The 26,350-nt window shown below is 71.2% G+C and carries 22 protein-coding genes and 1 pseudogene; 7 read left to right on the top strand and 16 right to left on the bottom strand.

The window, feature by feature from the left end; translation table 11 throughout:
• Nucleotide 1 precedes the first annotated feature (1 nt).
• The gene (locus CG747_RS29320; RefSeq protein ID WP_100604854.1) at nt 2-1,201 is read left to right on the top strand and encodes a MarP family serine protease; all 1,200 of its coding nucleotides are present in this window, start codon (nt 2-4) and stop codon (nt 1,199-1,201) included.
• A 77-nt stretch (nt 1,202-1,278) separates the two neighbouring features.
• On the opposite strand, the gene CG747_RS49875 is transcribed toward CG747_RS29320, so the two are convergent.
• The 6 genes from CG747_RS49875 to CG747_RS29290 all read right to left on the bottom strand — a co-directional run bounded on the left by CG747_RS49875 (nt 1,279) and on the right by CG747_RS29290 (nt 9,244).
• On the bottom strand, nt 1,279-1,476 hold the full coding sequence (locus tag CG747_RS49875) for a hypothetical protein (RefSeq protein ID WP_100604853.1): 198 nt from the start codon (nt 1,474-1,476) through the stop codon (nt 1,279-1,281).
• Between the two features lie 176 nt (nt 1,477-1,652).
• Nucleotides 1,653-2,582: an alpha/beta fold hydrolase gene (locus CG747_RS29310; protein ID WP_100604852.1), complete on the bottom strand. Its 930-nt coding sequence runs from the start codon at nt 2,580-2,582 to the stop codon at nt 1,653-1,655.
• The gene (locus tag CG747_RS29305) at nt 2,579-3,037 is read right to left on the bottom strand and encodes a phage holin family protein (protein ID WP_100604851.1); all 459 of its coding nucleotides are present in this window, start codon (nt 3,035-3,037) and stop codon (nt 2,579-2,581) included. The genes CG747_RS29310 and CG747_RS29305 overlap by 4 nt, the downstream gene beginning before the upstream one ends.
• A gap of 44 nt (nt 3,038-3,081) precedes the next feature.
• The gene (gene nhaA / locus CG747_RS29300) at nt 3,082-4,476 is read right to left on the bottom strand and encodes a Na+/H+ antiporter NhaA (protein WP_100604850.1); all 1,395 of its coding nucleotides are present in this window, start codon (nt 4,474-4,476) and stop codon (nt 3,082-3,084) included.
• 336 nt (nt 4,477-4,812) lie between these two features.
• Complete coding sequence (gene acs, locus CG747_RS29295; RefSeq protein WP_100604932.1) at nt 4,813-6,774, bottom strand: acetate--CoA ligase; 1,962 nt, start codon at nt 6,772-6,774, stop codon at nt 4,813-4,815.
• Nucleotides 6,775-6,922: 148 nt separating this feature from the next.
• Entirely contained in the window at nt 6,923-9,244 is a 2,322-nt protein-coding gene (locus CG747_RS29290; RefSeq protein WP_100604849.1) for a SulP family inorganic anion transporter, read from the bottom strand.
• Nucleotides 9,245-9,564: 320 nt separating this feature from the next.
• Between CG747_RS29290 and CG747_RS29285 the strand changes: the two genes are divergently transcribed.
• Entirely contained in the window at nt 9,565-10,836 is a 1,272-nt protein-coding gene (locus tag CG747_RS29285) for a hypothetical protein (RefSeq protein WP_100604848.1), read from the top strand.
• On the opposite strand, the gene CG747_RS29280 is transcribed toward CG747_RS29285, so the two are convergent.
• Nucleotides 10,817-11,803: an ATP-binding protein gene (locus tag CG747_RS29280; protein WP_100604847.1), complete on the bottom strand. Its 987-nt coding sequence runs from the start codon at nt 11,801-11,803 to the stop codon at nt 10,817-10,819. The two genes, CG747_RS29285 and CG747_RS29280, sit on opposite strands and share 20 nt — an antisense overlap.
• Before the next feature lie 101 nt (nt 11,804-11,904).
• On the opposite strand from CG747_RS29280, the gene CG747_RS29275 reads away from it, so the two are divergent.
• On the top strand, nt 11,905-12,762 hold the full coding sequence (locus CG747_RS29275; RefSeq protein WP_100604846.1) for an oxidoreductase: 858 nt from the start codon (nt 11,905-11,907) through the stop codon (nt 12,760-12,762).
• A 269-nt stretch (nt 12,763-13,031) separates the two neighbouring features.
• Here CG747_RS29275 and CG747_RS29270 read toward each other — a convergent pair whose 3' ends face one another.
• On the bottom strand, nt 13,032-13,964 hold the full coding sequence (locus CG747_RS29270; RefSeq protein ID WP_100604845.1) for an HAD family phosphatase: 933 nt from the start codon (nt 13,962-13,964) through the stop codon (nt 13,032-13,034).
• A 457-nt stretch (nt 13,965-14,421) separates the two neighbouring features.
• Between CG747_RS29270 and ssd the strand changes: the two genes are divergently transcribed.
• The 4 genes from ssd (at nt 14,422) to CG747_RS49870 (ending at nt 18,739) form a co-directional block, all read left to right on the top strand.
• Nucleotides 14,422-15,579 (top strand): septum site-determining protein Ssd, encoded by a 1,158-nt coding sequence (ssd, locus tag CG747_RS29265; RefSeq protein ID WP_100604844.1) that lies wholly within the window; start codon nt 14,422-14,424, stop codon nt 15,577-15,579.
• Between the two features lie 211 nt (nt 15,580-15,790).
• A complete protein-coding gene (locus tag CG747_RS29260) occupies nt 15,791-16,948 on the top strand; it encodes a TadA family conjugal transfer-associated ATPase (RefSeq protein WP_180985741.1) in 1,158 nt (385 codons plus the stop codon).
• Nucleotides 16,942-17,862 (top strand): type II secretion system F family protein, encoded by a 921-nt coding sequence (locus tag CG747_RS29255; protein ID WP_257980823.1) that lies wholly within the window; start codon nt 16,942-16,944, stop codon nt 17,860-17,862. Before CG747_RS29260 ends, CG747_RS29255 begins: the two co-directional genes overlap by 7 nt.
• A gap of 16 nt (nt 17,863-17,878) precedes the next feature.
• A complete protein-coding gene (locus CG747_RS49870; RefSeq protein ID WP_257980822.1) occupies nt 17,879-18,739 on the top strand; it encodes a type II secretion system F family protein in 861 nt (286 codons plus the stop codon).
• 854 nt (nt 18,740-19,593) lie between these two features.
• On the opposite strand, the gene CG747_RS47470 is transcribed toward CG747_RS49870, so the two are convergent.
• The 8 genes and pseudogenes from CG747_RS47470 to CG747_RS29220 all read right to left on the bottom strand — a co-directional run bounded on the left by CG747_RS47470 (nt 19,594) and on the right by CG747_RS29220 (nt 26,350).
• Nucleotides 19,594-20,862 carry a hypothetical protein gene (locus tag CG747_RS47470; RefSeq protein WP_146022169.1) on the bottom strand — a complete coding sequence of 423 codons (1,269 nt, stop codon included), beginning with the start codon at nt 20,860-20,862 and terminating at the stop codon, nt 19,594-19,596.
• Nucleotides 20,863-21,464: 602 nt separating this feature from the next.
• On the bottom strand, nt 21,465-22,307 hold the full coding sequence (locus CG747_RS29240) for a hypothetical protein (protein WP_100604842.1): 843 nt from the start codon (nt 22,305-22,307) through the stop codon (nt 21,465-21,467).
• Between the two features lie 3 nt (nt 22,308-22,310).
• Complete coding sequence (locus CG747_RS29235; RefSeq protein ID WP_100604841.1) at nt 22,311-23,483, bottom strand: cupin domain-containing protein; 1,173 nt, start codon at nt 23,481-23,483, stop codon at nt 22,311-22,313.
• Nucleotides 23,484-23,660: 177 nt separating this feature from the next.
• Nucleotides 23,661-23,834 (bottom strand): hypothetical protein, encoded by a 174-nt coding sequence (locus CG747_RS48260; protein WP_180985740.1) that lies wholly within the window; start codon nt 23,832-23,834, stop codon nt 23,661-23,663.
• The gene (locus tag CG747_RS29230; protein ID WP_146022168.1) at nt 23,831-24,196 is read right to left on the bottom strand and encodes a DUF6415 family natural product biosynthesis protein; all 366 of its coding nucleotides are present in this window, start codon (nt 24,194-24,196) and stop codon (nt 23,831-23,833) included. Before CG747_RS29230 ends, CG747_RS48260 begins: the two co-directional genes overlap by 4 nt.
• A 158-nt stretch (nt 24,197-24,354) precedes the next feature.
• Nucleotides 24,355-25,365 (bottom strand): XRE family transcriptional regulator, encoded by a 1,011-nt coding sequence (locus CG747_RS29225; RefSeq protein ID WP_257980821.1) that lies wholly within the window; start codon nt 25,363-25,365, stop codon nt 24,355-24,357.
• Between the two features lie 117 nt (nt 25,366-25,482).
• A pseudogene (locus tag CG747_RS51070) lies at nt 25,483-25,749 on the bottom strand (multiprotein-bridging factor 1 family protein); the annotation flags it as partial.
• A gap of 103 nt (nt 25,750-25,852) precedes the next feature.
• Nucleotides 25,853-26,350, bottom strand: coding sequence for a hypothetical protein (locus CG747_RS29220; protein ID WP_100604838.1), 498 nt, complete (start codon nt 26,348-26,350; stop codon nt 25,853-25,855).

The raw sequence follows: 26,350 nt of genomic DNA, 5'->3' as shown, positions 1-26,350 counted from the left end.
CGTGAACGTCCTGGACATCCTGCTGCTGATCGCGGCCGTGTGGTTCGCGATCGTCGGTTACCGGCAAGGCTTCCTTGTCGGCATCCTGTCCGTGATCGGCTTCCTCGGGGGAGGTCTGATCGCGGTCTACGTGCTGCCGGTGATCTGGAACGGGGTCACCGACGACGCCAAACCAGGCACCTTCGCGGTGATCGCGGCGGTCGCCATCGTGATCGTCTGCGCCTCGGTGGGCCAAGCACTCACCACCCACCTCGGCAACAAACTCCGCCGCCACATCACCTGGACCCCGGCGCGGGCGCTGGACGCCACCGGCGGGGCGCTGGTCAACGTCCTGGCGATGCTGCTGGTCGCCTGGCTGATCGGCTCGGCGCTGGCCGGCACGTCGCTGCCGACGCTCAGCAAGGAGGTCCGCAACTCCAAGGTGCTGCTCGGGGTGTCCCAGGTCATGCCGCCGCAGGCCAGCACCTGGTTCGCGGACTTCTCCTCGGCGCTGGCGCAGAACGGCTTCCCGCAGGTCTTCACGCCGTTCTCCAACGAGCCGATCCGGCCGGTCCGCCCGCCGGACCCGGGCCTGGCCAACGGCCCCGTGGCGGCGGACGCCCGGCACAGCATCGTCAAGATCGTCGGACGCGCGCCCAGCTGCGGCAAGATCCTCGAAGGCACCGGCTTCGTCTTCGCCCCGCACCGCGTGATGACCAACGCGCACGTCGTCGGCGGCGTCAGCGACCCGACGGTCCAGGTCGGCGGCGAGGGGATCCCGGTGAACGCCAAGGTCGTGCTCTACGACTGGGAGCGCGACATCGCCGTGCTGGACGTCCCGCAGCTCCGCGCCCCGGTGCTGAAGTTCGCCGACAAGGACGCCGCCAGCGGCAAGAGCGCCATCGTCGCGGGCTTCCCGGAGAACGGCGGCTACGACGTCCGCCCGGCCCGGATCCGCGGCCGTATCAAGGCCGACGGCGCCGACATCTACCACCGGGGCACGGTCGGCCGCGACGTCTACTCGCTCTACGCCACGGTCCGGGAGGGCAACTCCGGCGGTCCGCTGCTCACGCCCCAGGGTGACGTCTACGGCGTGGTCTTCGCCAAGTCGAGGGACGACGCCCACACCGGCTACGCGCTGACGGCCGACGAGGTCCGGCAGGACGCCGTCCGGGGACGGACCGCGAGCCGGCCGGTCGACACCCAGGGCTGCGCCATCTGAGTCCGGGCGCGAGCCGCGAACCGATCCGCTGCGGACGGGACGCGGCCCGGAGGCCGCGCAAGGGGGAGCGCCTCGGGTCAGCCTCGGGGATGGCGCAACCGTGCGCTCATCCACCGCGCTCTGCGGCGCAGGATGCGGGGGATGCCCATCGGGTGCGCCGGATCGGGGGACCCGTCGGATCCGAGATCCGGGGTACCCCTGTCCTGCGTGCCCACTGCAGCGGCACTGCTGCGGCGGTTGCGTGCCACGTCACGGTAGTCGTGCGTCCAGCCCATACCCTCGACTCTGCCCGTGGCCCAAGGTCCGTAACCGCCTCGGAGAGGGCCAATCGGCCTATGCGGGAGGCAATTGGCTGTTCGTCAGACGAGCGTTCGTATGACGTGGTGGAGCGGGCCGGTCGCCGTGCGGTGCCGGTGGGGGGACGGGGGACGGGCGTGGGTCCGCGGGGCCCTCAGCGGTCCGGTTCGGGGTCCTTCAGCCAGTTGATCAGTTCGGTGGAGAAGGCCGCCGGGTCCTCCTCGTGCGGCCAGTGGCCCAGGCCGTCGAAGAGCCGCCAGCGGTAGGGGGCTTCGACGTACTCGCCGGAGCCGGCGGCGCTGCGGGTGCGCATCACGGGGTCCAGGGAGCCGTGCAGATGCAGGGTGGGGACCCGTACGGGCAGCTTCATCCGGCGGTTGAACTGGAGGCCGTCGGGGCGGGCCATCGAGCGCACCATCCAGCGGTACGGCTCGATCGAGCAGTGCGCCGTCGAGGGGATGGCCATCGCCCGCTGGTAGACCTCGACGGTCTCGTCCTCGGGGAGCTGCGGCCCGGACCAGTCGCGGATCATCCGGCCCACCAGGGCCCCGTCGTCCGCGGTCAGCGCGCGCTCGGGCAGCCAGGGCCGCTGGAAGCTCCAGATGTGCGAGCTGCGGCGGACGTCGGCGAGCATCGCGGCCCGCCAGCGCCGCGGGTGCGGCATCGAGGACACCGCGAGCCGGCGGACCAGCTTGGGCCGCATCACCGCGGCCGTCCAGGCGAGGTAGCCGCCCAGATCGTGCCCGACCAGCGCGGCGTCCGGCTCACCCAGGGAGCGGATGACGCCGGTGATGTCGAGGGCGAGGTTCGCCGGGTCGTAGCCGCGCGGGGTGCGGTCGCTGCCGCCGACGCCCCGCAGGTCCATGGCGACCGCGCGGAAGCCCGCGTCGGCCAGTGCGGGCAGCTGGTGGCGCCAGGTCCACCAGAACTGCGGGAAGCCGTGCAGCAGCAGCACGAGGGGCCCGTCGCCCATCTCGGCGATGTGGAAGCGGGCGCCGTTGGCCGCGACGTCCCGGTGTGTCACCTCGGTCCCGTCCGGGAGGTCGAGCCGCACGACCGAGGCGGTGCTGTCAGGGGCTGTCATACCGACGAGCGTGTCACAGACTCCAGGACCGGGTGGTCCGAGTCCGCCGGACGCGGGTGCGGCCGGGCCTTCTGCAGTACGGCCGCGGTCTCCTTGGCGGAGGCGATCGACTTCTCCGGCTTCTTGATCTTCTTGATCTTGGCCATCGCGATCAGGATCAGCAGCGCGGCGATGACCAGGAAGGCGCCGCCCACGATCAGGAAGGACCAGGCGAGGCCGAGGCCGAGGTTGTGGATGCCGTAGGCCGCCGCGAAACTCAGCACCGGCAGCGCGAACAGCGCCAGCGCGCCCGCCACGACGAACGCGGCACTGCCGATGCCCGCCCGCTTGGCGTCCTGCCGGAGTTCCGCCTTGGCCAGTGCGATCTCGTCGTGCACCAGCGCGGACATCTCCGCGGTCGCCGTGGCCACCAGCTGCCCGAGGCTGCGGTCCGCACCGTCGTCGGCTGCGCTCATCGCGGTCTCCCTCTTCTCTTCTCCTGGATGCAAAGCCTCTCAGATCATGCCGGACCATCGTCCCCGGAGCGGCCGCCGGCAGCCATTTCGGCAAGCCGGCGGTGTTCCGCGGCCTTCGCCTCGTGGATCGCGGCCATTCGCAAGTGGTACGCGGGCTGCCCCAGTTCGTAGACGTCGGGGATGCCGTCCTGGTCCTCGTCCCGCTCCTCCTCGTCGCACAGGCGCCGGTACTTGTTGTTGCGGATCTTGAGGAGGATGCCCGCGAAGACGGCCGCGAGCAGCGAGCCGATCAGCACCGACGCCTTGATCTCGTCGGTCAGGACGGAGTCGCCCGCGAAGGCGAGTTCGCCGATGAGCAGGGAGACGGTGAAGCCGATGCCGGCCAAGGCGGCGACGCCGAAGACGTCCGGCCACTTCAGGTCGGGGTTGAGCTCGGCCCGGGTGAAGCGGGCGGTGCACCAGGTGCCGCCGAATATCCCCACCGCCTTGCCCACTATCAGGCCGAGGACCACACCCAGCGTCTCCGGTCGGGTGAAGACGTCGTGGACCGCGCCGCCGGATATGGACACCCCCGCGGAGAAGAGCGCGAACAGCGGCACCGCCAGCCCCGCCGACAGCGGGCGGACCAGGTGCTCGATGTGCTCGCCGGGGGACTGGTCCTCGCCGTCGCGGCGGTGGCAGCGCAGCATCAGGCCCATGGCGACGCCGGCGATGGTGGCGTGCACGCCGCTGTTCTCCATCAGGGCCCAGATCACCACGCCGAGCGGTACGTACACGTACCAACCGCGGACCCCCTTGCGCAGCAGGAGGTAGAAGAGCGCCAGGCCGGCGACGGACAGGCCGAGGGCGAGGAAGTTGAGCTTCGAGGTGAAGAAGATCGCGATGATCAGGATCGCGAAGAGGTCGTCGACGACGGCGAGGGTGAGCAGGAAGGCGCGCAGCGCGGACGGCAGGGAGGTGCCGATGACCGCGAGGACGGCGAGCGCGAAGGCGATGTCGGTGGCGGTGGGGACCGCCCAGCCCTTGAGGGAGCCGCCGTCGGCGGCGTTGACGGCGAAGTAGACGAGGGCCGGGGTCGCCATGCCGCAGATCGCGGCGATCACGGGGAGGGCGGCGGCCTTGCGGTCGCGGAGTTCGCCGGCGACCAGTTCGCGCTTGAGCTCGATACCGGCCACGAAGAAGAAGATCGCGAGCAGGCCGTTGGCGGCCCAGTGCTGGAGGGAGAGGTCCAGGCCGAGCGAGGCCGGGCCGAGGTGCAGGCCGCGGACCGCCTCATAGCTGCCGCCGAGCGTGTTGGCCCAGATCAGGGCGGCGATGGCGGCGGCGAGGAGGAGGACACCGCCGACGGTTTCGGCGCGCAGTGCCTCGGCGATGAAGTTCCGCTCCGGTAGCGGCATTCTGCCGAGGAATATGGAACGGCGGTTGCTGGGCGCAGTCACGCGATGACCTCCGGCAGCTGAGAACGGCTTTAGCAGTTGCCGACCAGACTTCCCGGCGCACCCAGAGTTTCTTAGCGTCTCGTTGACGCCTCCCTAACCCTACCGGGTGGGTGCAAGGGGTTAATGCGTGGGCTTAACTTTACGGGCATTTCGGGCTCCCGGCCGCCGGGAAGGCAGGGCCCGGCCCGCCCGGGAGGGAACGCCGGAGGGGCACCGGACGCGATGGCCCGGTGCCCCTCCGTGCGCGCGTCGGCGCGCTGCATGCCTGCATGCCTGCACGCCTGCACGCCTGCGTGCTGCGCCGCGGGGTCGCGGCGCCGGCCGACGCCCGGCGCGTCAGTCCTCGCTGGCCGCGCTCGGCAGCTTCGCCTGGATCAGGTCCATGACGGAGGAGTCGGTGAGCGTGGTGACATCGCCGAGGGCGCGGTTCTCGGCGACGTCGCGCAGCAGCCGCCGCATGATCTTGCCGGAGCGGGTCTTGGGCAGCTCCGCGACCGGCATGATCCGCTTGGGCTTGGCGATCGGGCCGAGCTGCTGGCCGACGTGGGCGCGGAGCTCGTCGACGAGCCCCTCGTCCTCGGCCGCACCGCCGCGCAGGATGACGAAGGCGCAGATGGCCTGGGTCGTCTGCGGGTCGGTGGCGCCGACCACCGCGGCCTCGGCCACCTTCGGGTGCGAGACCAGCGCGGACTCCACCTCGGTGGTGGAGATGTTGTGGCCGGACACCAGCATCACGTCGTCCACCCGGCCCAGCAGCCAGATGTCGCCGTCCTCGTCCTTCTTGGCGCCGTCGCCGGCGAAGTACATGCCCTGGAAGCGGGACCAGTAGGTGTCCAGGTAGCGCTGGTCGTCGCCCCAGATGGTGCGCAGCATCGACGGCCAGGGCTCGGTGAGCACGAGATAGCCGCCGGCGCCGTCGGGCACCTCGTGCGCGTCGTCGTCGACCACCGTGGCGGCGATACCGGGCAGCGGCACCTGCGCCGAACCGGGCTTGGTCTCCGTCACGCCCGGCAGCGGGCTGAGCATCATCGCGCCGGTCTCGGTCTGCCACCAGGTGTCGACGATCGGCGTCCGGTCCGCGCCGATGTGCTTGCGGTACCAGATCCACGCCTCGGGGTTGATCGGCTCGCCCACCGACCCCAGGAGGCGCAGCGACGACAGGTCGAACTTCGCCGGGATGTCGTCGCCCCACTTCATGCAGGCGCGGATCGCGGTCGGCGCGGTGTACAGGATCGTCACGCCGTACTTCTGGACGATCTCCCACCAGCGGCCCTGGTGCGGGGTGTCCGGGGTGCCTTCGTAGAGCACCTCGGTGGCGCCGTTGGAGAGCGGGCCGTAGGTGATGTACGAGTGGCCCGTGACCCAGCCGACGTCGGCGGTGCACCAGAAGACGTCGGTCTCCGGCTTCAGGTCGAAGACCGCGTGGTGGGTGTACGAGACCTGGGTGAGGTAGCCGCCGGTGGTGTGCAGGATGCCCTTGGGCTTACCCGTCGTCCCGGAGGTGTAGAGGATGAACAGCGGGTGCTCGGCGTCGAACGCCTCGGGGGTGTGCTGCTCGCTCTGGCGCTCGACCAGATCGTGCCACCACACGTCCCGGCCCTCGGTCCAGTCGACGTCCTGGCCGGTGCGGCGGACCACCAGCACGCTGCGGACGTGGTCCGTACCGGGCTTGGTCAGCGCCTCGTCCACGGCCGGCTTGAGGGCGGACGGCTTGCCGCGGCGGTAGCCGCCGTCGGAGGTGATCACCACCCGGGCGTCCGCGTCGTCGATCCGCGTCGCCAGCGCGTCCGCGGAGAATCCGCCGAAGACGACGGAGTGCGGTGCGCCCAGCCGGGCGCAGGCCAGCATGGAGATCACCGTTTCCGGGATCATCGGCATGTAGATGGCGACCCGGTCGCCGGTCTGAACGCCCAGCTCGACCAGGGCGTTGGCGGCCTTGGAGACCTCGCGCTGGAGTTCGGCGTAGGTGATCGCCCGGCTGTCGCCCGGCTCGCCCTCGAAGTGGATCGCGACCCGGTCGCCGAGGCCGTTCTCCACGTGGCGGTCCACGCAGTTGTAGGCGACGTTCAGCTTGCCGTCGGCGAACCACTTCGCGAACGGCGGATTGGACCAGTCGAGGGTCTCGGTGGGCTCGGTCTCCCAGGTCAGGCGTTTGGCCTGCTCGGCCCAGAAGCCCAGCCGGTCCGCCGCGGCCTCTTCGTACGCGGCGGCCGTGACGTTGGCGTCCGCGGCCAGCTCGGCGGGCGGTGCGAACCGCCGCTCCTCCTTCAAGAGGTTGGCCAGGCTTTCGTTGCTCACGACATCTCCCATTCCCAGGGCGTGCGATGTGTCCCGGGCCATAGCTCATCAGCCCGCGACCGACCCTGACAAGGGCTGTGGACAACTATTGGTGTAGACCTGTCTGAATTCGGCCCCTCATAGGGCCGTTCGGGTGTCCCCGCGCAGGTCAGACCCCGATCGCCGGGACGTCGGCGCGCACCGCCCGGAACCGCCCGCCGGACTCGTCCAGCAGGTACGCCTGGGCCTCGGCGACGTGGAAGTACATGCCGTGCAGGGTGAGGGTGCCCTCGGCCATCCGGCGGGCGACGCACGGGTGTGCGCGCAGGTGATCGAGCTGCTGCCGGACGTTGACCAGCGCCAGCCGCTCCTGGTCGTCGGCCACCGGCCGCCCGGCGAGGGCGACTTCGCCCCTGCCCAGCCGCCCGATCCGCGCCATACGGGCCAGGCTCGGGTGGCCGTGCCGCAGCCAGCGGGTGAGCGGGGTGGCCCCTTCGGACGATGGTGGGGAACCGGCCGCGTCGAGCAGCGCCGCCATGGCGCCGCAGCCCGAGTGCCCGCAGACCGTGATCGACTCGACCCGCAGCACCTCGACCGCGTACTCGACCGCGGCGGCCACGGAGTCGCAGGAGGCGTCCGAGCCGGGCGGCGGCATCAGATTGCCGACGTTGCGCACGGTGAACAGGTCACCCGGTCCGCTCGACGTGATCATGCTCGTCACCAGTCGGGAGTCGGCGCAGGTCAGGAAGAGCTGGGTGGGGCGCTGGCCCTCCCGCGCCAGCCGGGCCAGCTCCTCGCGCACCAGGGGGGCGGTGTGCCGCTGGAACGCGCTGACGCCGCCCAGCAGTTGGCCGCCGCTCCGGTGGTCCGCCGTGCGGGCCGGTGCGGGGCGGGTGCAGTGGTGGTTGCGCCAGGGCGTCCACGGCCGGCAGGCGTGCGTACTGGTCGGCTCGGCGATCGGGCGGCCCGAGCGGCCCCCGAGGGCCACCGATCCCCCGGTCGCCCGGTGGGTGGCCGCCCAGGACTGCAGGGCCTCGTAGGCGGCGTGGTCCATGAACGACCCGCACAGCTCGACGACGGCCTCGGCGCCCGCCGGCACCTGCGCCAGCGCCCGGGTCACCCGGGGCACCGCCAGGAAGGTCAACTGGCCGCTGACGCGCACCCGGTGGCGGCCGGACTCCTCGGTCACCGCGACCCGGGTGTGGGTCAGCCGCCGCAGTGCCAGGAAGATCCCGACCGTGATGCCGGTCAGGACGCCCAGCAGTACGCCGAAGAGCACCACCGCGCCCAACGTGGCCGCGTACACCGGGAATTCGCGGTGCCGCTGCACATGCCTGAGGTGCGCGAAGCTGACCATCCGCACGCCGACGACCATCACCAGGGCGGCCAGTGCGGCCAGCGGGATCAGCTCCAGCACCCCGGCCAGCAGGCCCGCGCAGAGCAGCACCCAGACGCCGTGCAGCACGGTCGCCCGGCGGGTCGCCGCGCCGGCCCGCACATTGGCCGAGCCGCGGATCGCGCCGCCGGAGACGGGCAGGCCGCCCAGGAGGCCGGAGACGACGTTGGCCAGCCCCTGACCGGCCAGTTCGCGGTTGAGCCGCGGCCGTCCGGGGGGAGTCCCCGGCCGCTCGGCGGCGAGCCGGTCCACGGCCACCGCGGACAGCAGCGACTCCATGCTGGCGACGAGGGTGACCGTCAGCACGGCCGTGAGGACGGCGGTGAGCGAGGCGTCGGGGAGTACGGGCGGCTGGGGCAGCCGCCAGGACGGCAGCTCGACGCGCGGCACGGTCGTCCCCATCCCGACCGCCGTCGCGGCGAGCACCGCGGCCAGCGGCGCCGGCACCAGCCGCGCCCACTTCCCGGCCCGGCCCGGCAGCCGCGGCCACCCGGCCAGTACGGCGACCGTGACGGCCCCGATCAGCAGCGCGGCGGTGTGCGGATGCGCCAGCTGGCCGGGCAGCGCGACGGCGTTGTCGACGGCCGAGCTGTCGGGGCTGCCGCCGAGCACCACATGGAGCTGCCCGACGGCGATGGTGACACCGATGCCGGCGAGCATGCCGTGCACGATCGCCGGGCTGACGGCGAGCGCCGCGCGGGCCACCCGCAGTGCCCCGAGGGCGAGTTGGGCCAGCCCGGCGAGGACGGTGATCGCGCAGGTGGCGCGCCAGCCGTAGCGCTGGACGAGGTCGGCGGTGACCACCAGGAGGCCGGTGGCGGCGCCGGTCACCTGGAGCGGGGCGCCGCCCAGGAGTCCGGCGACGATCCCGCCGACCGCCGCGGCGACCAGGCCGGCCTGGAGCGGGGCGCCGGTGGCCAGGGCGATGCCCAGTGACAGCGGTACGGCCAGGAGGAAGACCACGACCGAGGCCGAGAGGTCCCGCCGCCATGCCGCGCCGGTCTCCTTTTCGTGGGGTGCCGCCCCGGAGGGCGTCGGGGGGCCGGGCGCCGGCTCGGCCGGTGCCGGCTGCGGCGACTTCTGGATCTGCGTCATTCCCGTCTCCTCCGGGGCGGCGCGGTCGGCCTCGGGCGCGACCGCGGGGCGGCGGTGTGCTGCGGCGGGAGCGAGCCGACCGGCGGACGTCGCGGTGGGCGACGGTCCGGTGACTCTCAAGCATCGGTAAATGAATCGTAATGATGCGTAAAGACCGTGAGAAGGCTTTTCGGGCATATGGCGCAGTCATTCCAACTATCGAGTGAATAAGAAGACTTTCGCCGTGCCTTTTTGTTCGCCTGTCAATGGATATAGGCGAATCGACAGGTTTGTCCTGGTTAATCGGCATGGTGCCTTGTGCGCCAGGAATGAGGTGGCTGATGGCAGTCATATCGAAGACGACGGTGCACATCGCGGCGGCGGTGGCGCTGGCGGCGATAGCCGGCTGCGCCGCGGCGACCCAGGATGGGCCCCCGTCGAGCACCACCAAGGGGCGCGCGGCGCCCGGCAAGACCCCGGCCGTCCGCCTGCTCCGCCTCATAGGCGACGGCTCCACCGCGTACACCGGGGCACAGCCCCACCAACCCCGGCCCGCCCGTCTCGCGCCGGGCAGGAGGCCACCGCAGTTCGTGGTGTTCTCCTGGGACGGCGCCGGCGAGGACGGCCAGAAGCTGTTCTCCCACTTCCGCGCCGTCGGCAAGAAGTACGGCGCGACGATGACGTACTTCCTCAGCGGCGTCTACATGCTCCCCAGCGACAAGGCGGAGCTCTACGCACCGCCCGGCCACGAGGTCGGCTCCTCCGCGATCGGCTTCAACGACGTCCAGGGGATCAAGGACACCGTGGCCCAGATGCGCGGCGCCTGGGAGGACGGCAACGAGATAGGCACCCACTTCAACGGCCACTTCTGCGGCCGCAACGGCGTCGCCAGATGGACGCCGGAGGAGTGGCGCAGCGAGATCGAACAGGCCGTGTCGTTCGTCCGGAACTGGAAGACCAACTCCGGCCTCAGGAACGAGCCACCGCTCCCGTTCGACTACGCCAAGGAGCTGGTCGGCGGCCGCGCGCCCTGTCTGGAGGGGCAGCGCAACCTGATACCCGCGGCCAAGGAGATGGGCTTCCGCTACGACGCCAGCTCGGCGGGCGGAAGGCAGACCTGGCCGCAGAAGATCGACGGCATCTGGGACTTCCCGCTCCAGGCGATACCGTTCCCCGGCCGGGCCTTCGAGGCCCTGTCGATGGACTACAACTTCCTGGCCAACCAGTCCGGCACCACCCACGGCAACCGCGCGATGCACGCCGTCTGGGGCATTCAGATGCGCGACGGCCTCCTGGAGGCCTTCGAGCGCGCCTACCGGGGCAACCGCGCGCCACTCTTCGTCGGCGACCACTTCGAGTCCTGGAACGGCGGCACGTACATGAAGGCCGTCGAGGAGGCGATCAAGGAGATCTGCCCCCGTCAGGGCGTGCGCTGCGTCAGCTTCAAGCAGTTGAGCGACTGGCTGGACGCGCAGGACCCGGAGGTGCTGGCCAGGCTCCAGGACCTGCCGGTGGGCCGGGCGCCGGTGGACGGCTGGGCGGCGTACCTCACCGGTACCCCGGAAGCGTCCGATCCGGCGCCGGCGGCCCGGATCATGCCGGTTGCGGGGTAGCGGTCCCCTCGAAGAGCACGAACGCGGGGTCGACCTGGGCAGCCAGGTCGGCCCCCGTCTTGGCGTTGCCCCAGCTCTCCGCGTTCTTCAGGTGGAAGTGCACCATCTGGCGCGTGTAGCGCTCCCAGTCGCGGCGCTCGTAGGAGGCGTCGGCGGTGTCGTGCAGCGTCTCCAGGGCGCGGCGGTTGGCCTCCTCCAGGAGGGCGAAGGGGGCCGGGCGGCCCTTCTCCACGGCCCGCACCCAGTCGGACTGGCCGACGCACACCAGCAGGTCCTCGCCCACCTCGGCGCGCAGGAACGCCAGGTCGTCCGCGCCCTGGACCTTGTTGCCGACGACCTTCAACGGGACGCCGAAGTCCTGCGCGTACTCCTTGTACTGGCGGTAGACCGCGATGCCCTTACGGGTCGGCTCGGCGACCAGGAAGGTCATGTCGAAGCGGGTGAACATCCCGGAGGCGAAGGAGTCCGACCCGGCGGTCATGTCGACGACGACGTACTCCCCGCGGCCGTCGACGAGGTGGTTCAGGCACAGCTCGACCGCGCCGACCTTGGAGTGGTAGCAGGCCACGCCGAGGTCGGCCTCGGTGAACGGGCCGGTGGCCATCAGCCGCACCGCCCCGTCGTCGAGGGGCGCGGTCCGGGCGCAGGCGTCGTAGACCGGGTTGTCCTCGCAGATCCGCAGCAGCCTCGACCCCTCACCGGGCGGGGTCGTCTTGATCATGGTCTCGCTGGACGGGATCCGGGGGTTGCCGCCGCGCAAGTAGTCCTTGATCAACGGGAGATGAGCGCCCATCGCGGGCAGTGCGGCGGCCACCGCCTCGTCCATGCCGAGCGCGACGCCCAGGTGCTGGTTGATGTCGGCGTCCACCGCGATGACGGGGACCCGGGCCGCGGCGAGGTGCCGGATGAACAGGGAGGACAGCGTGGTCTTGCCACTGCCGCCCTTGCCTACGAAAGCGATCTTCATATTCAGCAAGCGTAGATGTGGCCAACCTCTCGGATAGTGGTTTACGTGAAGAAGACCACTCCTTCGAGGGGTCCGGCCTGGTGGTGCGTAGGGTCGTCCTCATGGCTGGAATCTCCCGGGGGACGTCCCCCGAACCTCCCCAGGTGAGCAACGACCCGCTCGCGGCCCTGGCGTCGCTCCCGGGGGTCGCGGACTCCGTGGACTCCGTCCGCAAGGCCGTCGACCGGGTCTACGGGCACCGGATCATGCGGCGCCGCAGCATCGAGATCACCGCCGAGGCGGCGCTGCGCGGAGCCCGTGGCTCCGCGGCGCTCTCCGGGGCCGACTGGGCCCTCGAAGAGATCCGGCGGCGCACCGACTTCGGTGACGGCGGTGAGCCGCGCACGGTGGGTGCGGCGCTGCGGCTGACCGCCGAGGCGGGCCAACTGCTGAGCGTCTGGCGGCAGTCGCCGCTGCGGGTGCTGGCCCGACTCCACCTGGTCGCGGCCGGCGGCGGCGCGGCCGACGACACCGTGGGCCGGCCGCGGCTGGGCGCCGAGCCGGTGGACGAGCCGCTGGTCGAGCTGCCGCTGCCGGACGCCGACGAGGTGGCCGGACGACTGGACGGGCTGTCGCGGCTCCTGCTGGCGGGCACCGCGGCGCCCGCCCCGGTGGTGGCCGCGGTGGTGCACGGGGAACTGCTGGCGCTGCGGCCCTTCGGCTCGTACAACGGGCTGGTGGCGCGGGCGGCGGAGCGGATCGTGCTGGTCGGCAGCGGTCTGGACCCGAAGTCGATCTGTCCGGCCGAGGTCGGCCACGCGGAACAGGGGAGCGCGGCCTACGTGGCGGCTCTCCAGGGCTACGCCTCGGGCACTCCGGAGGGCGTGGCGGAGTGGATCGCCCACTGCGGGCGCGCGGTCGTGCTGGGTGTACGGGAGAGCACGGCGGTCTGCGAGGCGCTGCAGCGCGGTGCGGCGTAACGGCGCGGTGCCCGGTCCCTGACACGGGTTGCGGCGGTACCAACCCTTCGGTACCGCCGCTGGCACGTCCGCCCAGTTACCATGCGTGCTCGGTTTTCTGCCCATCAGGTCGGATTCGTTGTCCGCTTACCTGGTGCGGCTGGCCCGTAATCGACGGGTCGGCGTCGCGTGGGTGCTCGGCATTCATGCGTCGGTCCGTGGGCCTCTTGATGCGTTAAAGGCGTTCCTCTCGGATGTCCTTGGTCTCGCGGGCCGTTAAGTCCTTTGTACTACTCGTGGCGGGTGAGCGGAACCCCAGCTCCCAGATCTTTACGTTTCGCAGCAAATGCGGGCAATACGGCAAGTCGTTTCTTTCCGGTATTGCGGCGGCTCGCGTACCAGACCAGGGTCGCGGTGGCGGCGGCCGCGCCGATCGCGGCGACGGCGGTGATCACCGGTCGGGAGGGCATCGCCAGCGCGGGCAGCCGCTTCTTGAGCGGGACCGGTCGGCTGAAGGTGACCACCGGCCAGCCGCGGGCGGTCGCCTCGCGCCGCAGCGCCCGGTCCGGATTGACCGCGCAGGGGTTGCCGACGGTTTCCAGCATCGGCACGTCGGTGATCGAATCGCTGTAGGCGTAGCAGCGCTGGAGGTCGTATCCCTCGGACGCGGCGAGTTCCCGGACGGCCTCCGCTTTGGTGGGTCCGTAGGCGTAGTACTCCACCTCTCCGGTGAAGCGGCCGTCGTCGCCGACCACCATTCTGGTGGCCACCACCCGGTCTGCGCCCAGGAGTTCGCCGATCGGTTCGACGACCTCGGCGCCGGAGGTGGAGACGATGACGACGTCCCGCCCGGCCGCGTGGTGTTCCTCGATGAGCGAGGCGGCTTCGTCGTAAATGATCGGGTCGATGAGATCGTGCAGCGTTTCGGCGACGAGCTCCCGCACCTGGGCCACGTCCCAGCCGCGGCACAGCGACGAGAGGTATTCGCGCATCCGCTCCATCTGGTCGTGATCGGCGCCGCCCGCGAGGAACACGAACTGGGCGTACGCGGTGCGCAGTACGGCCCGCCGATTGATCAGGCCGCCTTGGTAGAAGGACTTGCTGAAGGTCAGCGTGCTCGACTTTGCAATGACGGTCTTGTCCAAGTCGAAGAACGCGGCAGTACGGGGAGTCGAGTGAGGCACGGAGTGGTTTTCCACGGGGCGAGCATAGGCGCCCACCATTCGGCGTAAGGTGTGGCGCGTGGGTTTGCCTGAGAAGGCTCTCGGGTACACCATGGAAGTCACGGATCGTTCGCGACCGTGCTAACCCGGTCCGACTCCTCCCCCCCCGAGTCGGCCGTGGGGACGACCCCCGCTCTCCCCCCCGGCGGGGGTCGTCGCATGTCCGGACGCTTTTTCTGCCGTGAACCCTTGATTCGCCTGGATTCCGCGTGCCGTTGGCGCGCGCTTCTGTCATGCATATGCCATCACGCTGGGTAGTCGTCGGGCTGCTCTGCGGAGGCTTCTCATGCGCCCCAGAAGTGCCCGTTCGTCGCTGGAATAGGTGACGGGGATATTCACAACCGCGGAGTTGTCCACAGTTTTGGGTCAAGATCCACAGAGATTTCCCGATCGCTGCACCGTAAAAGTCCGCGAAGTTCGCGGAAGCGCGAGTTGCGTAGCGATAGGGGGACAGAACGTGTCCGGATCATCTACTTCAGACCAGCTGGTGCGAAGCGGTGAAGAGCGGGACGGGCCGCTGCTGGTCACCGAGGACGAAGAGCTCCTCGACGACCTCCTGCGGCTGTGCGCGGCGGCCGGCGCGCTGCCCGAAGTGGCGCACCGCCCGCCCCTTCGCGCGCAGGACTGGGAATCGGCGCCGCTGGTGGTCGTCGGCGCGGACTGCGCCGGTCGGCTGTCCGGTACCGGGCGCCGTGCGGGCGTCGTCATCGTCGGCCGGGACGCGGACGATGTCGCCGTGTTGCGCCAGGCCGTGGCGGTCGGGGCGGAGCGGGTGCTGGCCCTTCCCGACGGCGAGCGCTGGCTGGTGGACCGGATCGCCGACGCGGTCGAGGGGGCGGGGCCGCCGGCCCTGACGGTCGGCGTGATCGGCGGGCGCGGCGGATCCGGGGCGAGCACGCTCGCGGCCGCGTTGGCCGTCACCGCCGCCCGCGTGGGGGAGCGCACCTTGCTCGTGGACGGTGATCCCCTGGGCGGTGGGCTCGACGTCCTGCTCGGCGGTGAGCAGGAGAAGGGGCTGCGGTGGCCGGCCTTCGCCGAGTCGCGCGGCCGGGTGGCGGGTGGCGCGCTCGCCGAGTCGCTGCCCCGGCTGCACTCCTTACGGGTGCTGAGCTGGGACCGGGGAGCGGAGGTGGCCATCCCGCCACCGGCCATGCGGGCGGTCCTGGCCGCGGCGCGGCGGCGCGGCGGCGTGGTGGTCGTGGACCTGCCGCGCCGGGTCGACGGGACGGTGGCCGAGGCCCTGGCACAGGTGGACGTCGGGCTGCTGCTCGTCCCGGCGGAGCTGCGGGCGGTGGCGGCGGCGCGCCGGGTGGCCGACGGGGTGCGGGCGGAGCTGCGTGACCTCCGGGCGGTGGCCTGTGGACATCCCGGCCCGGGGTGCGGCGGAGGGCCGACGGCGGAGGAGGTCGCGCGCTTGGTGGGGCTGCCGTTGGCGGGTGAACTCCCATGGGAGGCGGGGCTGCCGGAAGACCTGGCCCGGGGGCGGGTGCCCGGCGCGCGGGCGCGGGGGCCGTTGGCGCGGTTCTGCACGGGGTTCTGGGAACGGGCCCGGGCCGGTGGGGCCGGTGCGGTGGAAGCCGGGGGCGCGGGGGAGCCGGGGGGTGCGTCGGAATGAGGCGGCGGCTGAGGGGAGCGCCGTGGTGCCGGGGGCGGGTGGCCGGAGCGGGGGGCGGTGCGGCCGCGGGTCGGTGCGGGCCGCGGTTCGGTGACTGGTGGCGGGGCGGGCTGCTGTGCGGGGCGGGGTGGTGGTCCCGTAGGAGCCGCGGTGGCGGCGGCCCCGTGGGGGGCGTGTGGGTCGGTGCGGCCGCCGGGGGCGGTGGTGCCGGATGAGCCGGGAACTGCTGGACGTGGTGCGCCGGCGGCTCGCCGAGGCCGGGGCGGACCCGACGCCGGCCCGGGTGGCGGTGGCGCTGCGCGAGGAGGGACGGCTCCTCGGGGACGCCGAAGTGCTGGGCGTGGTGGGCGCGTTGCGTTCGGAAATGGTCGGCAGCGGGCCGCTGGAGCCGCTGCTGGCCGCGCCCGACGTGACGGATGTGCTGGTGACCGCGCCGGACGCGGTGTGGGTGGACCGGGGTGGCGGACTGGAGCGCACCGACGTCCGCTTCCGGGACGCGGCCGAGGTGCGCAGACTGGCCCAGCGGTTGGCGGCGGTCGCCGGACGGAGACTGGACGACGCCCGGCCGTGGGTGGACGCCCGGCTTCCGGACGGCACACGGCTGCACGCCGTGCTGCCGCCGGTGGCGGTCGCCGGGACGTGCCTGTCCTTACGGGTGCTGCGGCCCCGGGCCTTCGCGCTCTCGGAGCTGGTGGCGGCGGGGACGGTTCCGCCGGGCGGTGACGGGCTGCTCCGGGCGCTGCTGGCCGCGCGGCTGTCGTTCCTGGTCAGCGGCGGTACGGGCTCGGGCAAGACCACGTTGCTCAGCACGTTGCTCGGGCTGGTCGGTCCGGCCGAGCGGATCGTGCTGGCCGAGGACTCGGCGGAGCTGCGGCCGGACCACCCCCATGTGGTGCGGTTGGAGACCCGGCCCGCCAACCAGGAGGGCGCCGGTCGGGTGACCCTGCGGGACCTCGTGCGGCAGGCGCTGCGGATGCGGCCGGACCGGCTGGTGGTCGGCGAGGTGCGCGGCGCGGAGGTCACGGACCTGCTGGCGGCGCTCAATACGGGCCACGAAGGGGGCTCGGGCACGGTCCATGCCAATGCCGCGTGCGATGTGCCGGCCCGCCTGGAGGCATTGGGGTGCACCGCCGGGCTGGATCGGGCGGCCCTGCACAGCCAGTTGGCGGCCGCGCTGTCCGTCGTGCTGCACCTCGTGCGTGACCGGGCCGGGCGGCGGCGGATTGCCGAGATCCACGTCCTGGAGCGGGACCGCGACGGCTTCGTGGTGACCGTTCCGGCGGCTGTGTGGAGTCCGCGGGGATTCCAGGAGGCGCGCGGCTGGGGGCGGTTGGCGCGGCTGTGCGAAAGGGGTGGCGAGGGGTGCTGAGGGACGGGGCGGGGCCGGTTGCGCTCGTGATCGCGGTGGCGTGCGTGGTGGTGCTGGTGCGGCGGCTGCGGCGCGGCCGTGCCCTGCGGCGGCGGATGGCCGCGGTCCTGGGGGACTCCGCCGCGGCGGGGCGGCCGGTTCGGGGGCGTGGCGCGGTGCTGCGGGAGTGGTGCGCCGGGCGGGCGGGCGGTGGCGCGGAGGGCCGGCGGTGGCGGCTGGGACGCCGGTGCGACGTCGGTGCGGAGGTCTGGTGCCTGCCGGCCGGGATCGCGCTGGGGGCACTGGGGCGGTCGATGCTGCCGGCGGTGGCCTCGGTGGTGGCCCTGGTCGTCGTGCGGCGGTGGCTGGCCGGGCGGGCACGGCGGCGGGCGGCGGATCGGCGGGCGGCGGCGGTGGCCGGGTTCTGCGGGGCGGTGGCGGGGGAGCTGCGGGCCGGCCGGCAGCCGGACCGGGCGCTGGTCGCGGCGGGGGTGCCGGGGCTGGCGGAGGCGGGGCCCGCGGTGCTGGCGGCCGCGCGGTACGGCGGGGACGTTCCCGGGGCGCTGCGGGCGGCGGCGCGGCAGCCCGGTGCCGAGGGTCTGGCCGGGGCGGCGGCGTGCTGGCAGGTGGCGGTGGAGGGCGGCGCGGGGCTCGCCCGCGGGCTGGAGCGGATCGCGGCCGGGCTCGTCGCCCAACGGGAGCAACGGGAGGAGCTGCGGGCCCAGTTGGCCGGGCCGCGGGCCACCGCCTCGGTGCTCGCGCTGCTGCCGGTGGGTGGGCTCCTGATGGGTGGTGCGCTCGGCGCCGATCCGCTCGGGGTGCTGCTGCACACCCCGGCCGGCTGGGGCTGTTTGGCCGTCGGCGGGGTTCTGGAGTGGGGCGGGGTGGTCTGGACGGCGCGGATCGTCGCCGATGCGGCGGCGGTGCGGAAGTGAGGGGGAGGTGGGCGTGGTGAGCCCGGAAGTTTTCCACAGGGTGGGGATGGTGGCGCCGGTCGTCATGGGCGTGCTGTGCGCGGGGGAGGTGGTGCGGCTGGTACGTGCGAAGCGTGCCGTACGGCGGCGGGTGCCGGGCGTGCTGGAGGGGGCGACAAGCGGCCTGTACGGCAGCCAGGAGGGCGGGTGCGCGCGGCCGTGGTGGGTGGTCCGGGGGAGGCGGCGGAGGCGCGGAGCGGCCCGTGAGGGCGTTCGGCGGGACGGTCGGCTGCGGGAGTGGGTCGGGCCCCTGGGGGCGGCCGGATGCGTGGCCGTCCTCCTGGGCGGCGTCACCGGGGTGCTGGTCGGGTTCGCCGTCGGCTGGGGCGCGTACCGCTGGCTGAGGTGGCAGCGGGCCGCGGCGGCCGCCCGGACCGCGACGGCGCGGGTGGCCGCCGAACTGGCCCCGGCCGGAGACCTGCTGGCCGCCTGTCTGGCGGCCGGGGCCGGGCCGCGGGAGGCGGCCGAGGCGGTGGGCCGGTCGTTGGAAGGGACCGTCGCCGAGCGGTTGCGGCACATCGCGGCGGAACTGCGCCTGGGCGGTGAACCGGCCGCCGTATGGCCGCGGCTGGCGGAGCTCCCCGGCGCCGAGGCGCTGGCGCGCTGCATGGAGCGCGCGGGGATATCAGGAGCGCCGGCCGTCGAGCCGGCCTCCCGGATCGCGGCCGAGCTGCGCGCCGAGTGGGGCCGGGCCGCGGCCGCGCGGGCCCGGCGGGCAGGGGTGCTGGTCACCCTCCCGCTGTCGGGGTGCTTCCTGCCGGCCTTCCTGGCGCTCGGGGTGGCACCGGTGCTGATCGGGCTGGCGGGCGGACTGCTGGGGGGTGGCGGAGGGGGGTGACGCGGCGGCGCGCCGACCCGATCGGCGCGGCGCACGACAACCGGATCGGCCGGGGCCGGAGCCCGACCCCGGCGCCGGGCCGCGCAGGGCCGCGCGGGGTGCCACAGGCTTCACAAGTTCACGGACGCACAGGCGAATTCAGGGGATTCCAAGGAGGCAGGAGATGTTCCGTCGATGGTGGGCGCGGGTGCGCGCGGCCGGAGTGGACCGCGGGATGAGCACTGACCGAGTCGTTGCACTTGCTGTGTCCCACACAGGCTGTGTCGCTTTACGCGGGGCCTAGCCCGGTGGTGCGCCACGTGCCGGTGTTGGCCATCGTGTCTCTTTCGACGATCTATCGCGTGATGCACATCACGCGCCGTGAAGGTGGTGGTACGCCCGCCCTGGGGATTGACGCGTGGAACGTGCCACGTTGATCAGTCTCCCAGATGGCCTTGCGCTTCGTCCTGGAGCCGGCCAAACAGGTTGGCGTGGATCGTCTCAAGCCGGGGCATCTGCTCAGGCTGCTTGCAGGATTTCGGTACAGGCGGTCAGCTCGCCGACCCGGCCAGCGGGGGTGTCCAGATGGCTGCGACTACCTGACGGAGCGAGGTCTGCGCTGATCTGGTTCGGTGCCCGCCGGTTCAGGGCGGGCACCGGCTGCGGCAACTACGTGAACGCGCCGGTCTCAGTGCGTGACGCTGTCGGGATCTTGAGCTTTCCGATTCGGTTGGCATGACCAGGCGCGTACGGCCCCTGTATGGCGGAGCGGCACGCTTTCGACTCGCGCAGGCGGCGGCGCCTTGCTGAGGGATGAGGTCTGTCCTCGGTCGGCCCGATGAGTGAAACGCCGGTGCGGCGTTCTTCCGTATCCGCTACAAGAACTCGACGGAGTCCGTCCAAGCCTTGTCGTCGTTGCTGGTGGGCGGATGCTCGTTGGTGAAATAACCGTCCAGATGAGTATTCGCTGGTCGCAGTCCGGGAATGCTCGGCGACAGGACGGGGTCCAAGTCGGCGGGGTTCGGTCTGAACTCGGGGATGCCGACAAGGCAGGTATCACCGGTCGTCATGGTCAGGCGCCCATGCTGGTCAACGTCGCCTTTATCCCACTCGAAGTGAGAGTCTCGGTAGATAACCACGTTTGCCTTTGGCGGCGCTATCCAAAGCAGGGACTTGGCGTGATCGTGGTAGTAGTCGTGGTCGAGTCCGCCTGTTTCCTTATCCCACCAGATGCCGTTCAGATCGTCGATGCCACCTCTAGTGGGACTGTTGAGGTTAGCGCTCGCCGGTATGAGCATGGCTGCCTTGTAGTCGCCGTGACTGGCGACGCTCATGCGTGTGGTCATCTTCTCCACGCCCGCGATGAGTGCGGACAACTGTTGAACAATCCCCGCCGGTGGCACGAAGGGGGCGAAGGTGGTGGCGCCAAGCGGGCCACTCAACAGCGAGATGATCGGCACCGCTGTCTCTTGCACGGTTTTCAAGGCGGAGCTGACCCCGTCAAGACCCGCGAGCGGCGAGTCGGCGGGCAGCATGACCAGGAGTGAGCTGTCGTCAGGGTCGGTGTCACCTGAGGTCGGCTCGGTGCCGTACTTGGGCCACGTGAACAGACCGAGCAGCCGAGGGATCGGTATGCCAGGGAAGTCCACATCGACAGATAGCGGCGGATCGATCGTGTAGGTGGCGAGATTCGGCATGGCTGGTTCGGGATTGGGAACGTAGACCGATCCCGACACAGAGATCGTCATCGTGTGAAGCGGGCGGGTGCCGAGATCGTTGAACGCTATCGGTGGCACAACGCTGATGACCGAGGCAGACAGGTTTGGTTTGGGGGTGCCGGGTACGCCGTCAACGGAGAAGTTCCAGTCCAGTTGGACTGCGAGCGGTGTCGGCGGGAGGTGGCCTGACTCGATCACACCGACGATACCGGGCACCCCGGAGAGGACATCGTCTGCGGAAGGGGCGTTGGGGTCCTTACCAAGCGACGGCGTGTTGACAGGGAGAGGAGGACCGGGGAGATTAACGGACACACCAGGCATAGCCTGGCCTCCGACTACCTGGCCTGCGGCGGCAATGAAGTCAGCGATCGAGGTCCCGGGATCGGGAACGCTGGCGTCCTTGAAACGAAGCATCTTCAGCAGCACGGTCGTGCGGGAGACCCCAGGTATTTCATCCGTGAGACCCGTCTGCAATGGATCGGGACTAAGTCCTACCGATATGAGCGACCCTGGGCTGCTGCCTCCGCTGCCAGTGAGCCGTAACTGTGCGCCAAGTGTATTGAGCAGGCTTTGAAGAGTCACCATGCCCCCTTCACTACCTTGTATCTATCTAGGGTGATTCTTTCGTACTGGCATGAAGCGTGCAAACGGTGGTGTGAGTGCCTGGCACTCACACGAGCCTCCCATCGTCGCGGGAATGGACGGACAAACGTCTGCGGCACCGGTGGGTGCGGCGGACGACCAACGAGATGGTCGCGGATAGCTATGCCGTGGTGCCCTTGGGGTTGCTCGCGCGGGCGACACCCTGGGCACCCAGTCCAGCAAAAGAGGGCACGGCCGCGGTGGAAGAGGCCGTCCAAGTGGCTCTGAAGCGCAGTGCGGACACCGGCAAGTGGATCAACATCACTGGCGCGTACCCGTAACCGGCGCAGTCACCGTCCCGTGCCGTCGCGGGGTCTGTGCAGGAAGCGCGGCGGCCCTACCGAGTGGGTGGCGGGGTGCCGTCCAGGCAACCCCTCACGACCGGATCAGGCGCCCGAATCGATGACTTTCAAGTGGTCAAGGTGCTGCTGTACGCCGTTGGCCAGGTCGGCGTAGAACGGCACTCGGGTAGCGGCTTGCAGGATTTCGGTGCAGGCGGTCAGTTCGCCGACCCGGCCGGCGGGGGTGTCCAGGACGTGGGCGAATTCCTTGCGGGTGCGCTCTGAGAGGTCGGGGATGGGAAGGGAGTGTAGGTACAGGTTCGCGGCGTCGTAGCCGACGGGCGCTGTGCCCCACCCCTCCCAGTCGAGAAGGGTCAACTGCGGGCCGGTGAGATTGGCCCAGTGGAGATCGCCGTGGGCGGTGGTCCAGGTGATCTCGCCCGGTGTGATGCCAGTGAACTCGGGTACGCGGCGGTGGATGTACTGCTCGCGAACCGCTTGGCGGTCGGTGGGGACGTTTGCGATGTGGTCCAGTGCTTGGTGGAGGTCGCTCCACCAGGTATCCGGCAGGTCCACGGTGTGGGAGAGGAGCGGGCTGCGGGACATCGGGGGCGTGTTGACGATCTCGTACAGCTCGGCCCGGTATTCCCGGCCGTCGGCGGTCCAGTCCCGTAGCCTGGTCAGCCGCGGTCGGGGCACTGCCGCCGGCATGGCTCGTTCCGCTTTTTCGGGTCCCTCCCATAGCTTCCCGGCCCCTTTGCCTTCCGGCTCGCTGACCAGCCGCAGCCAGGCGGGGCCGGCCGGGGCGGTGACGGCGCCGGACAGTGTCCGGCCGGCGTATCCCCACACCTCTCCGCCCGCGCCGTCGGCCAGGCCCAGGAGGGTGCAGGCGTGGTCGCGGGCGGAGAGCATGCGGTCCCTGACAGCTGGCTCAGGGGCAGTGAACATCGGCTACCTTCTGCGGCTGACGGCGGCGACGTCGGCCGCGACCAGCTCGGTGACCAGAGCGGCGACTTGGCCGACGGGGAGCGAGGAGCTTACCGCCAACTCCCCCAGGGACGCGGTCCGTCCCTCTGCGAGGCGCTTGACCAGGACTAGGGCCGGGGCGACGAAGGTCCACTGCTGGCCGCCGGCGCTCATCACCACGCGGCCCTCGCCGTCCACCTCGTACCACGCGCCCGAAACCGTGAGGCGGACGTAGAGGCTTTCGTCGGCGGGGATGCTGCCCACGAACGGTAGGGAGGGCATCGGCCGACCCGGGTCCATCGTTCCCTGCGCGAGGAGGAACTCCTCGATCACGTTGTCGTGCAGGGCTGCGGTGAACTCCTTCCGGAGTGCTTCCAGATGGGCGGCCTGGTCTTGCGCGGAGGCGAGGTAGGGCAGGTTCGCGCGGACGGTTGCCGAGGCCCGCAGCTGGTCCGCCAGCCACGAGAACAGGGCGGCACCAGTGGTGGGTTTCAGACCGCAGGTCAGGTGCAAGGAGCGGCCTTCGGCGGCGGCGACGGCATGCCACCAGCCACGGGGTAGATAGAGCATGTCGCCGGCGTGGAGCACGATCTCGGCGGCCGGTTCGCCATCGGGCGGTTCGGGTGCTTCGACGTCGATCCGCAGCGGGTCGATGCGGGTGGGTTCGTAGATTCTCCACCGCTTGGCGCCTTCGAGCTGGACGACCACCACATCGTGGTCGTCGAAGTGGAGACCAAATCCCTCCTTCGAGGTCCACGAGGCGTAGAGGTTGACCTGCACATCGGTACGAAGGTGCCGTTCGAGGGCTTCGGCGAAGCGCTCCACCCCGTGGTGCAGGGCGTCGACGGCGTCCAGGACGAGCGAGGCGCCCTCGCCCAGCTGGCGGTGGAGGTTGCCAGGTTCGATGCGGTGCCAGACGGTGTGGCGCTTGGAGACCACGGGGTGGCTGTAGGCGTACTGGGGGACCTGGGTGCCGTCGTTGAACAGCCGCAGCCGCGGGGGTTCGAGACGGTGGCGGGCGATGATGTCGTTGAGGTCGTCCCAGGTGAACAGGTCGGAGAAGTCTGCGACTTCGGGCCAGAGGCGGTAGGTGCGGCCGAACGCCTCGGCGGGAAAGTCCCCGCCGAGGCTCCGGACCGCCGCAGTGATGGCGGTCATCTACGGGCTCCGATCAGTCGTTGCCGTCGCCCTTGCCGGTGCCACCGCCGTCGCTCAGGCGGTCCTGGGTACGGGCGGCCTTCACCGTGCGCTTCGAGACGATCAGGTTGTCCATCTCGTTCTCCCTTCTCTCTTCGGTTCTCCCGCCGAGGTTTCGGCGGGAAGCTGTGTGGGCGCCTACGGCGCCGGTTCGGTGTCGGGGGCGGAGACCGGGGCGGCCATGGCGTGGTTGCCGTCGTGCTGGACGGCCAACGCCGCCAGGAGGGTCAGGCCGGCTGTGCTGCCCAGCAGCCACAGCCGCTCCAGCCACACGTCCAGCCGGGGTTCCCCGCTGCGGTGGCGGCCCCTCATTGGCTGTCGCCCGCCGCGTCGTGGTGCAGGTGCCGGTGGAAATGCAGCAGGCACCGGGCGAGGCTCTGGAGGCGGTGCGTTGCCGAGACCAGCCCGTTGCCGGGTCCAGCCCGGAGCTGGTACTCGGCCCCGGCCATGGCCTGGCGCCAGGCGCCGTCTTGCGGCCGGTGCTCGTTGACGTGCTCTTGGGCGTGGTCGACCAGCGGGGCGAGATGCCCCTTGAGGGTGTCGATCAGCCGGAGGACTTCGTCATACGGCGGGAGGGTGGTCCTGGAACGCAGAGCGGCGGCGATGTCCGCCTGGATCTGGTCACTGCCGGCGCCCACAGAAGGCGGAGGCGGGGCGGCGCGAGTGGTTTCCATGGTGCGACTCCTCGAAGACGGGGGTGGTCATCACCGCCGCCTGGGGCGAGGAGAGGCCGGCCTTGCGCGGCCCCTGGCGGCTTGAGGAGAGTCAACCGCCGTGAGGAGAGGCAGATCCGCAAACGGTTTGCGAGGTAGCAAACGCCTTGCGAGTCAGGTCAGTTGAGGGGGAACCCGGCGCGGTCGGCGAAGGCGCGGACGCCAGGAAGGCTCCGGTCATGGTGGAGCAGGCCGCCGGCTAGTCCCTTGACCGCACCGCGGCGGATTTCCTGCGGTGCGGCCCGCTCGGCGGCCAGCAGGGCCCGGTAGCACTGCTCGGGCTTGCCCCACTGGTCGAAGCAGCGGGCCACGTCGATGAAGAACCGCCCCTGCCGCTCAGCGGTGGGCAGGGCGGTTGGGTCGATGGTCTTGGCCAGGTCGATCGCCTGCCCGGCATCCCCGAGCAGGTAGTGGACCGACAGCTGATGCAGCAGCACCTGCTGGATCCCGGCGTCGGTACGGGCATCGGGGGCCGTCCGGCCGGCTTTGGCGGTCTCGGCCGCTTCCCCGATCAGTGCGTGTGCGGTCTGCCGGTCGCCCATCTTCGCCGCCGTGTACGCGGCGGTCGCCAACAGCGAAGTGCCCGCGGCCAGCCGCACTGGTTCCGCGGAGCCGCGGTCGGCCCGTACATCCTGCGCGGCCCGGACGGCGATGTCGGTGGCCCGCGCGAGGTGTCCCTGGCGCCGCCAAGCGCTGGAGACCATCCGGTGGGCTTCAGCGATCGTGAGCGCGTCTCCGCCGGTCCGTGCGGAGGTCAATGCGCGGTCCGCGGTGATCGCCACGAGTCCGTCTTCGCCGAGCTTGATGCACAGGCGAGCGGTGATGTTGTAGAGGTCGGCGACCGCCGTGGCCGCCGCCTCCGCAGGCTGGAGGGTCTGAGCGCGTGCGATCTGGCCGGGCAGGGCCCGTGCCAGGGTGTCGTAGCGGGCGGCTCGGAAGTGTGCACGGGATTCCTTGACCGCGGCGGCGACGCCGGCCGGTGACACGTCGCTGTCCTCGGGCACAGTGGTGGTGCCGTACAGGAGGAGGTCTTCGAGTGGCGCCAGCGTGCTGGCCTCGGCTGGTGTGGCGCTGGTCAGGGGAGAAGCGAAGACCACCGCCGCAGCGGCCAGAAGTTCACGGCGTCGCACGGGGTCGTCACCTTCCTCCGGACCAAGATTGCGGACCACACTAGCGGAGGCAGATGCTCGACGAGCTGATAGCGGAGGTCGCCCTGGCGGCGGCGCGGCAGCGAGGAGTTCGGGCAGCCGGATGTCTAGGACATCGGAGATGTTACGCAGGGTTTCCAGGCTGTTGACCGGGATCACGTCCCGCTCGACCTGGGACACCCAGCTCTCCGACTTGTCGATCATCGCGGCCAAGTCCCGCTGCGGCCATCCCTTGCGCCTGCGGGCCTTGGCGATCAATTTCCCGAGCGTCAGTGCGTTCCCCGCCACTGGGAGCCCCCGAGGTCCGTGTCCCACCGCGTGAGCAAGCCACGGTACTGCTGTGAGGACCGCGGTTGTAGGGGGCATTACGCTGGTAGGCGCTGCTTGCCAGTACCGGCTGGCTGACCGTCGTTGGTCCACTCCGACCCGGTGGTGCCCGCCCAGGGCGGGCACCACCAAGCATCTGGCCTCAGCTGCACGACCCGAACGGTGCCGAGCCGCCTCTAGCCGCCGGAAGCTGACGGACGTTGCTGTCCTGGGCGGCCTGCTTACGCAGACGCTCGATCTCGTCATGCTGGGCGGCCAGCCGGGAGATCGCCAGCGTCTTGAACGCGATCAGCTTCGCCAGCTCCTCATCCCGGTCGGCGATCCGCTTCTTCAACTCGGCGTTCTCCACCTTCAGCCGTTCGATCTGCGCGGCCCGCGGGTCGACGACTTCACCGGCCTCCTGGGCCGCGCGGAGCCTGCGCTCGAACTCCTCGGCGAGGTGCTGGTAGGGGCCGGGCCGGGTGGACCCGTCACGGTTCGTCTTTGGGTAGAACCCGGTCCGGGTCACCCCGGCTTCGGCGGCCAGGGTTTTCAGATCACACTTGCCGCCGGGCGGCAGCTGGCCGGCCAGCATCCTGTCCATGGCCGCCCTGATCACCGCCTCATTGCGGGTCTTGGCGTCTTCGCTGATGCGGGGCAT

It is taken from the genome of Streptomyces sp. CB02959 (assembly GCF_002803155.1).
Classification (GTDB): Bacteria; Actinomycetota; Actinomycetes; order Streptomycetales; family Streptomycetaceae; genus Streptomyces.
The sequence above is the reverse complement of the archived record's forward strand: the minus strand, read 5'-3'. Positions and strand labels throughout refer to the sequence as shown.

Coding starts and splice junctions, on each gene's coding strand:
- CG747_RS49875 (WP_100604853.1), bottom strand. CDS start 1,476: ATGGGCTGGACGCACGACTACCGTGACGTGGCACGCAACCGCCGCAGC.
- CG747_RS29310 (WP_100604852.1), bottom strand. CDS start 2,582: ATGACAGCCCCTGACAGCACCGCCTCGGTCGTGCGGCTCGACCTCCCG.
- CG747_RS29305 (WP_100604851.1), bottom strand. CDS start 3,037: ATGAGCGCAGCCGACGACGGTGCGGACCGCAGCCTCGGGCAGCTGGTG.
- CG747_RS29290 (WP_100604849.1), bottom strand. CDS start 9,244: ATGACGCAGATCCAGAAGTCGCCGCAGCCGGCACCGGCCGAGCCGGCG.
- CG747_RS29285 (WP_100604848.1), top strand. CDS start 9,565: ATGGCAGTCATATCGAAGACGACGGTGCACATCGCGGCGGCGGTGGCG.
- CG747_RS29280 (WP_100604847.1), bottom strand. CDS start 11,803: ATGAAGATCGCTTTCGTAGGCAAGGGCGGCAGTGGCAAGACCACGCTG.
- CG747_RS29275 (WP_100604846.1), top strand. CDS start 11,905: ATGGCTGGAATCTCCCGGGGGACGTCCCCCGAACCTCCCCAGGTGAGC.
- CG747_RS29270 (WP_100604845.1), bottom strand. CDS start 13,964: ATGGTGGGCGCCTATGCTCGCCCCGTGGAAAACCACTCCGTGCCTCAC.
- CG747_RS29260 (WP_180985741.1), top strand. CDS start 15,791: ATGAGCCGGGAACTGCTGGACGTGGTGCGCCGGCGGCTCGCCGAGGCC.
- CG747_RS29240 (WP_100604842.1), bottom strand. CDS start 22,307: ATGTTCACTGCCCCTGAGCCAGCTGTCAGGGACCGCATGCTCTCCGCC.
- CG747_RS29235 (WP_100604841.1), bottom strand. CDS start 23,483: ATGACCGCCATCACTGCGGCGGTCCGGAGCCTCGGCGGGGACTTTCCC.
- CG747_RS48260 (WP_180985740.1), bottom strand. CDS start 23,834: ATGAGGGGCCGCCACCGCAGCGGGGAACCCCGGCTGGACGTGTGGCTG.
- CG747_RS29230 (WP_146022168.1), bottom strand. CDS start 24,196: ATGGAAACCACTCGCGCCGCCCCGCCTCCGCCTTCTGTGGGCGCCGGC.
- CG747_RS29220 (WP_100604838.1), bottom strand. CDS start 26,350: ATGCCCCGCATCAGCGAAGACGCCAAGACCCGCAATGAGGCGGTGATC.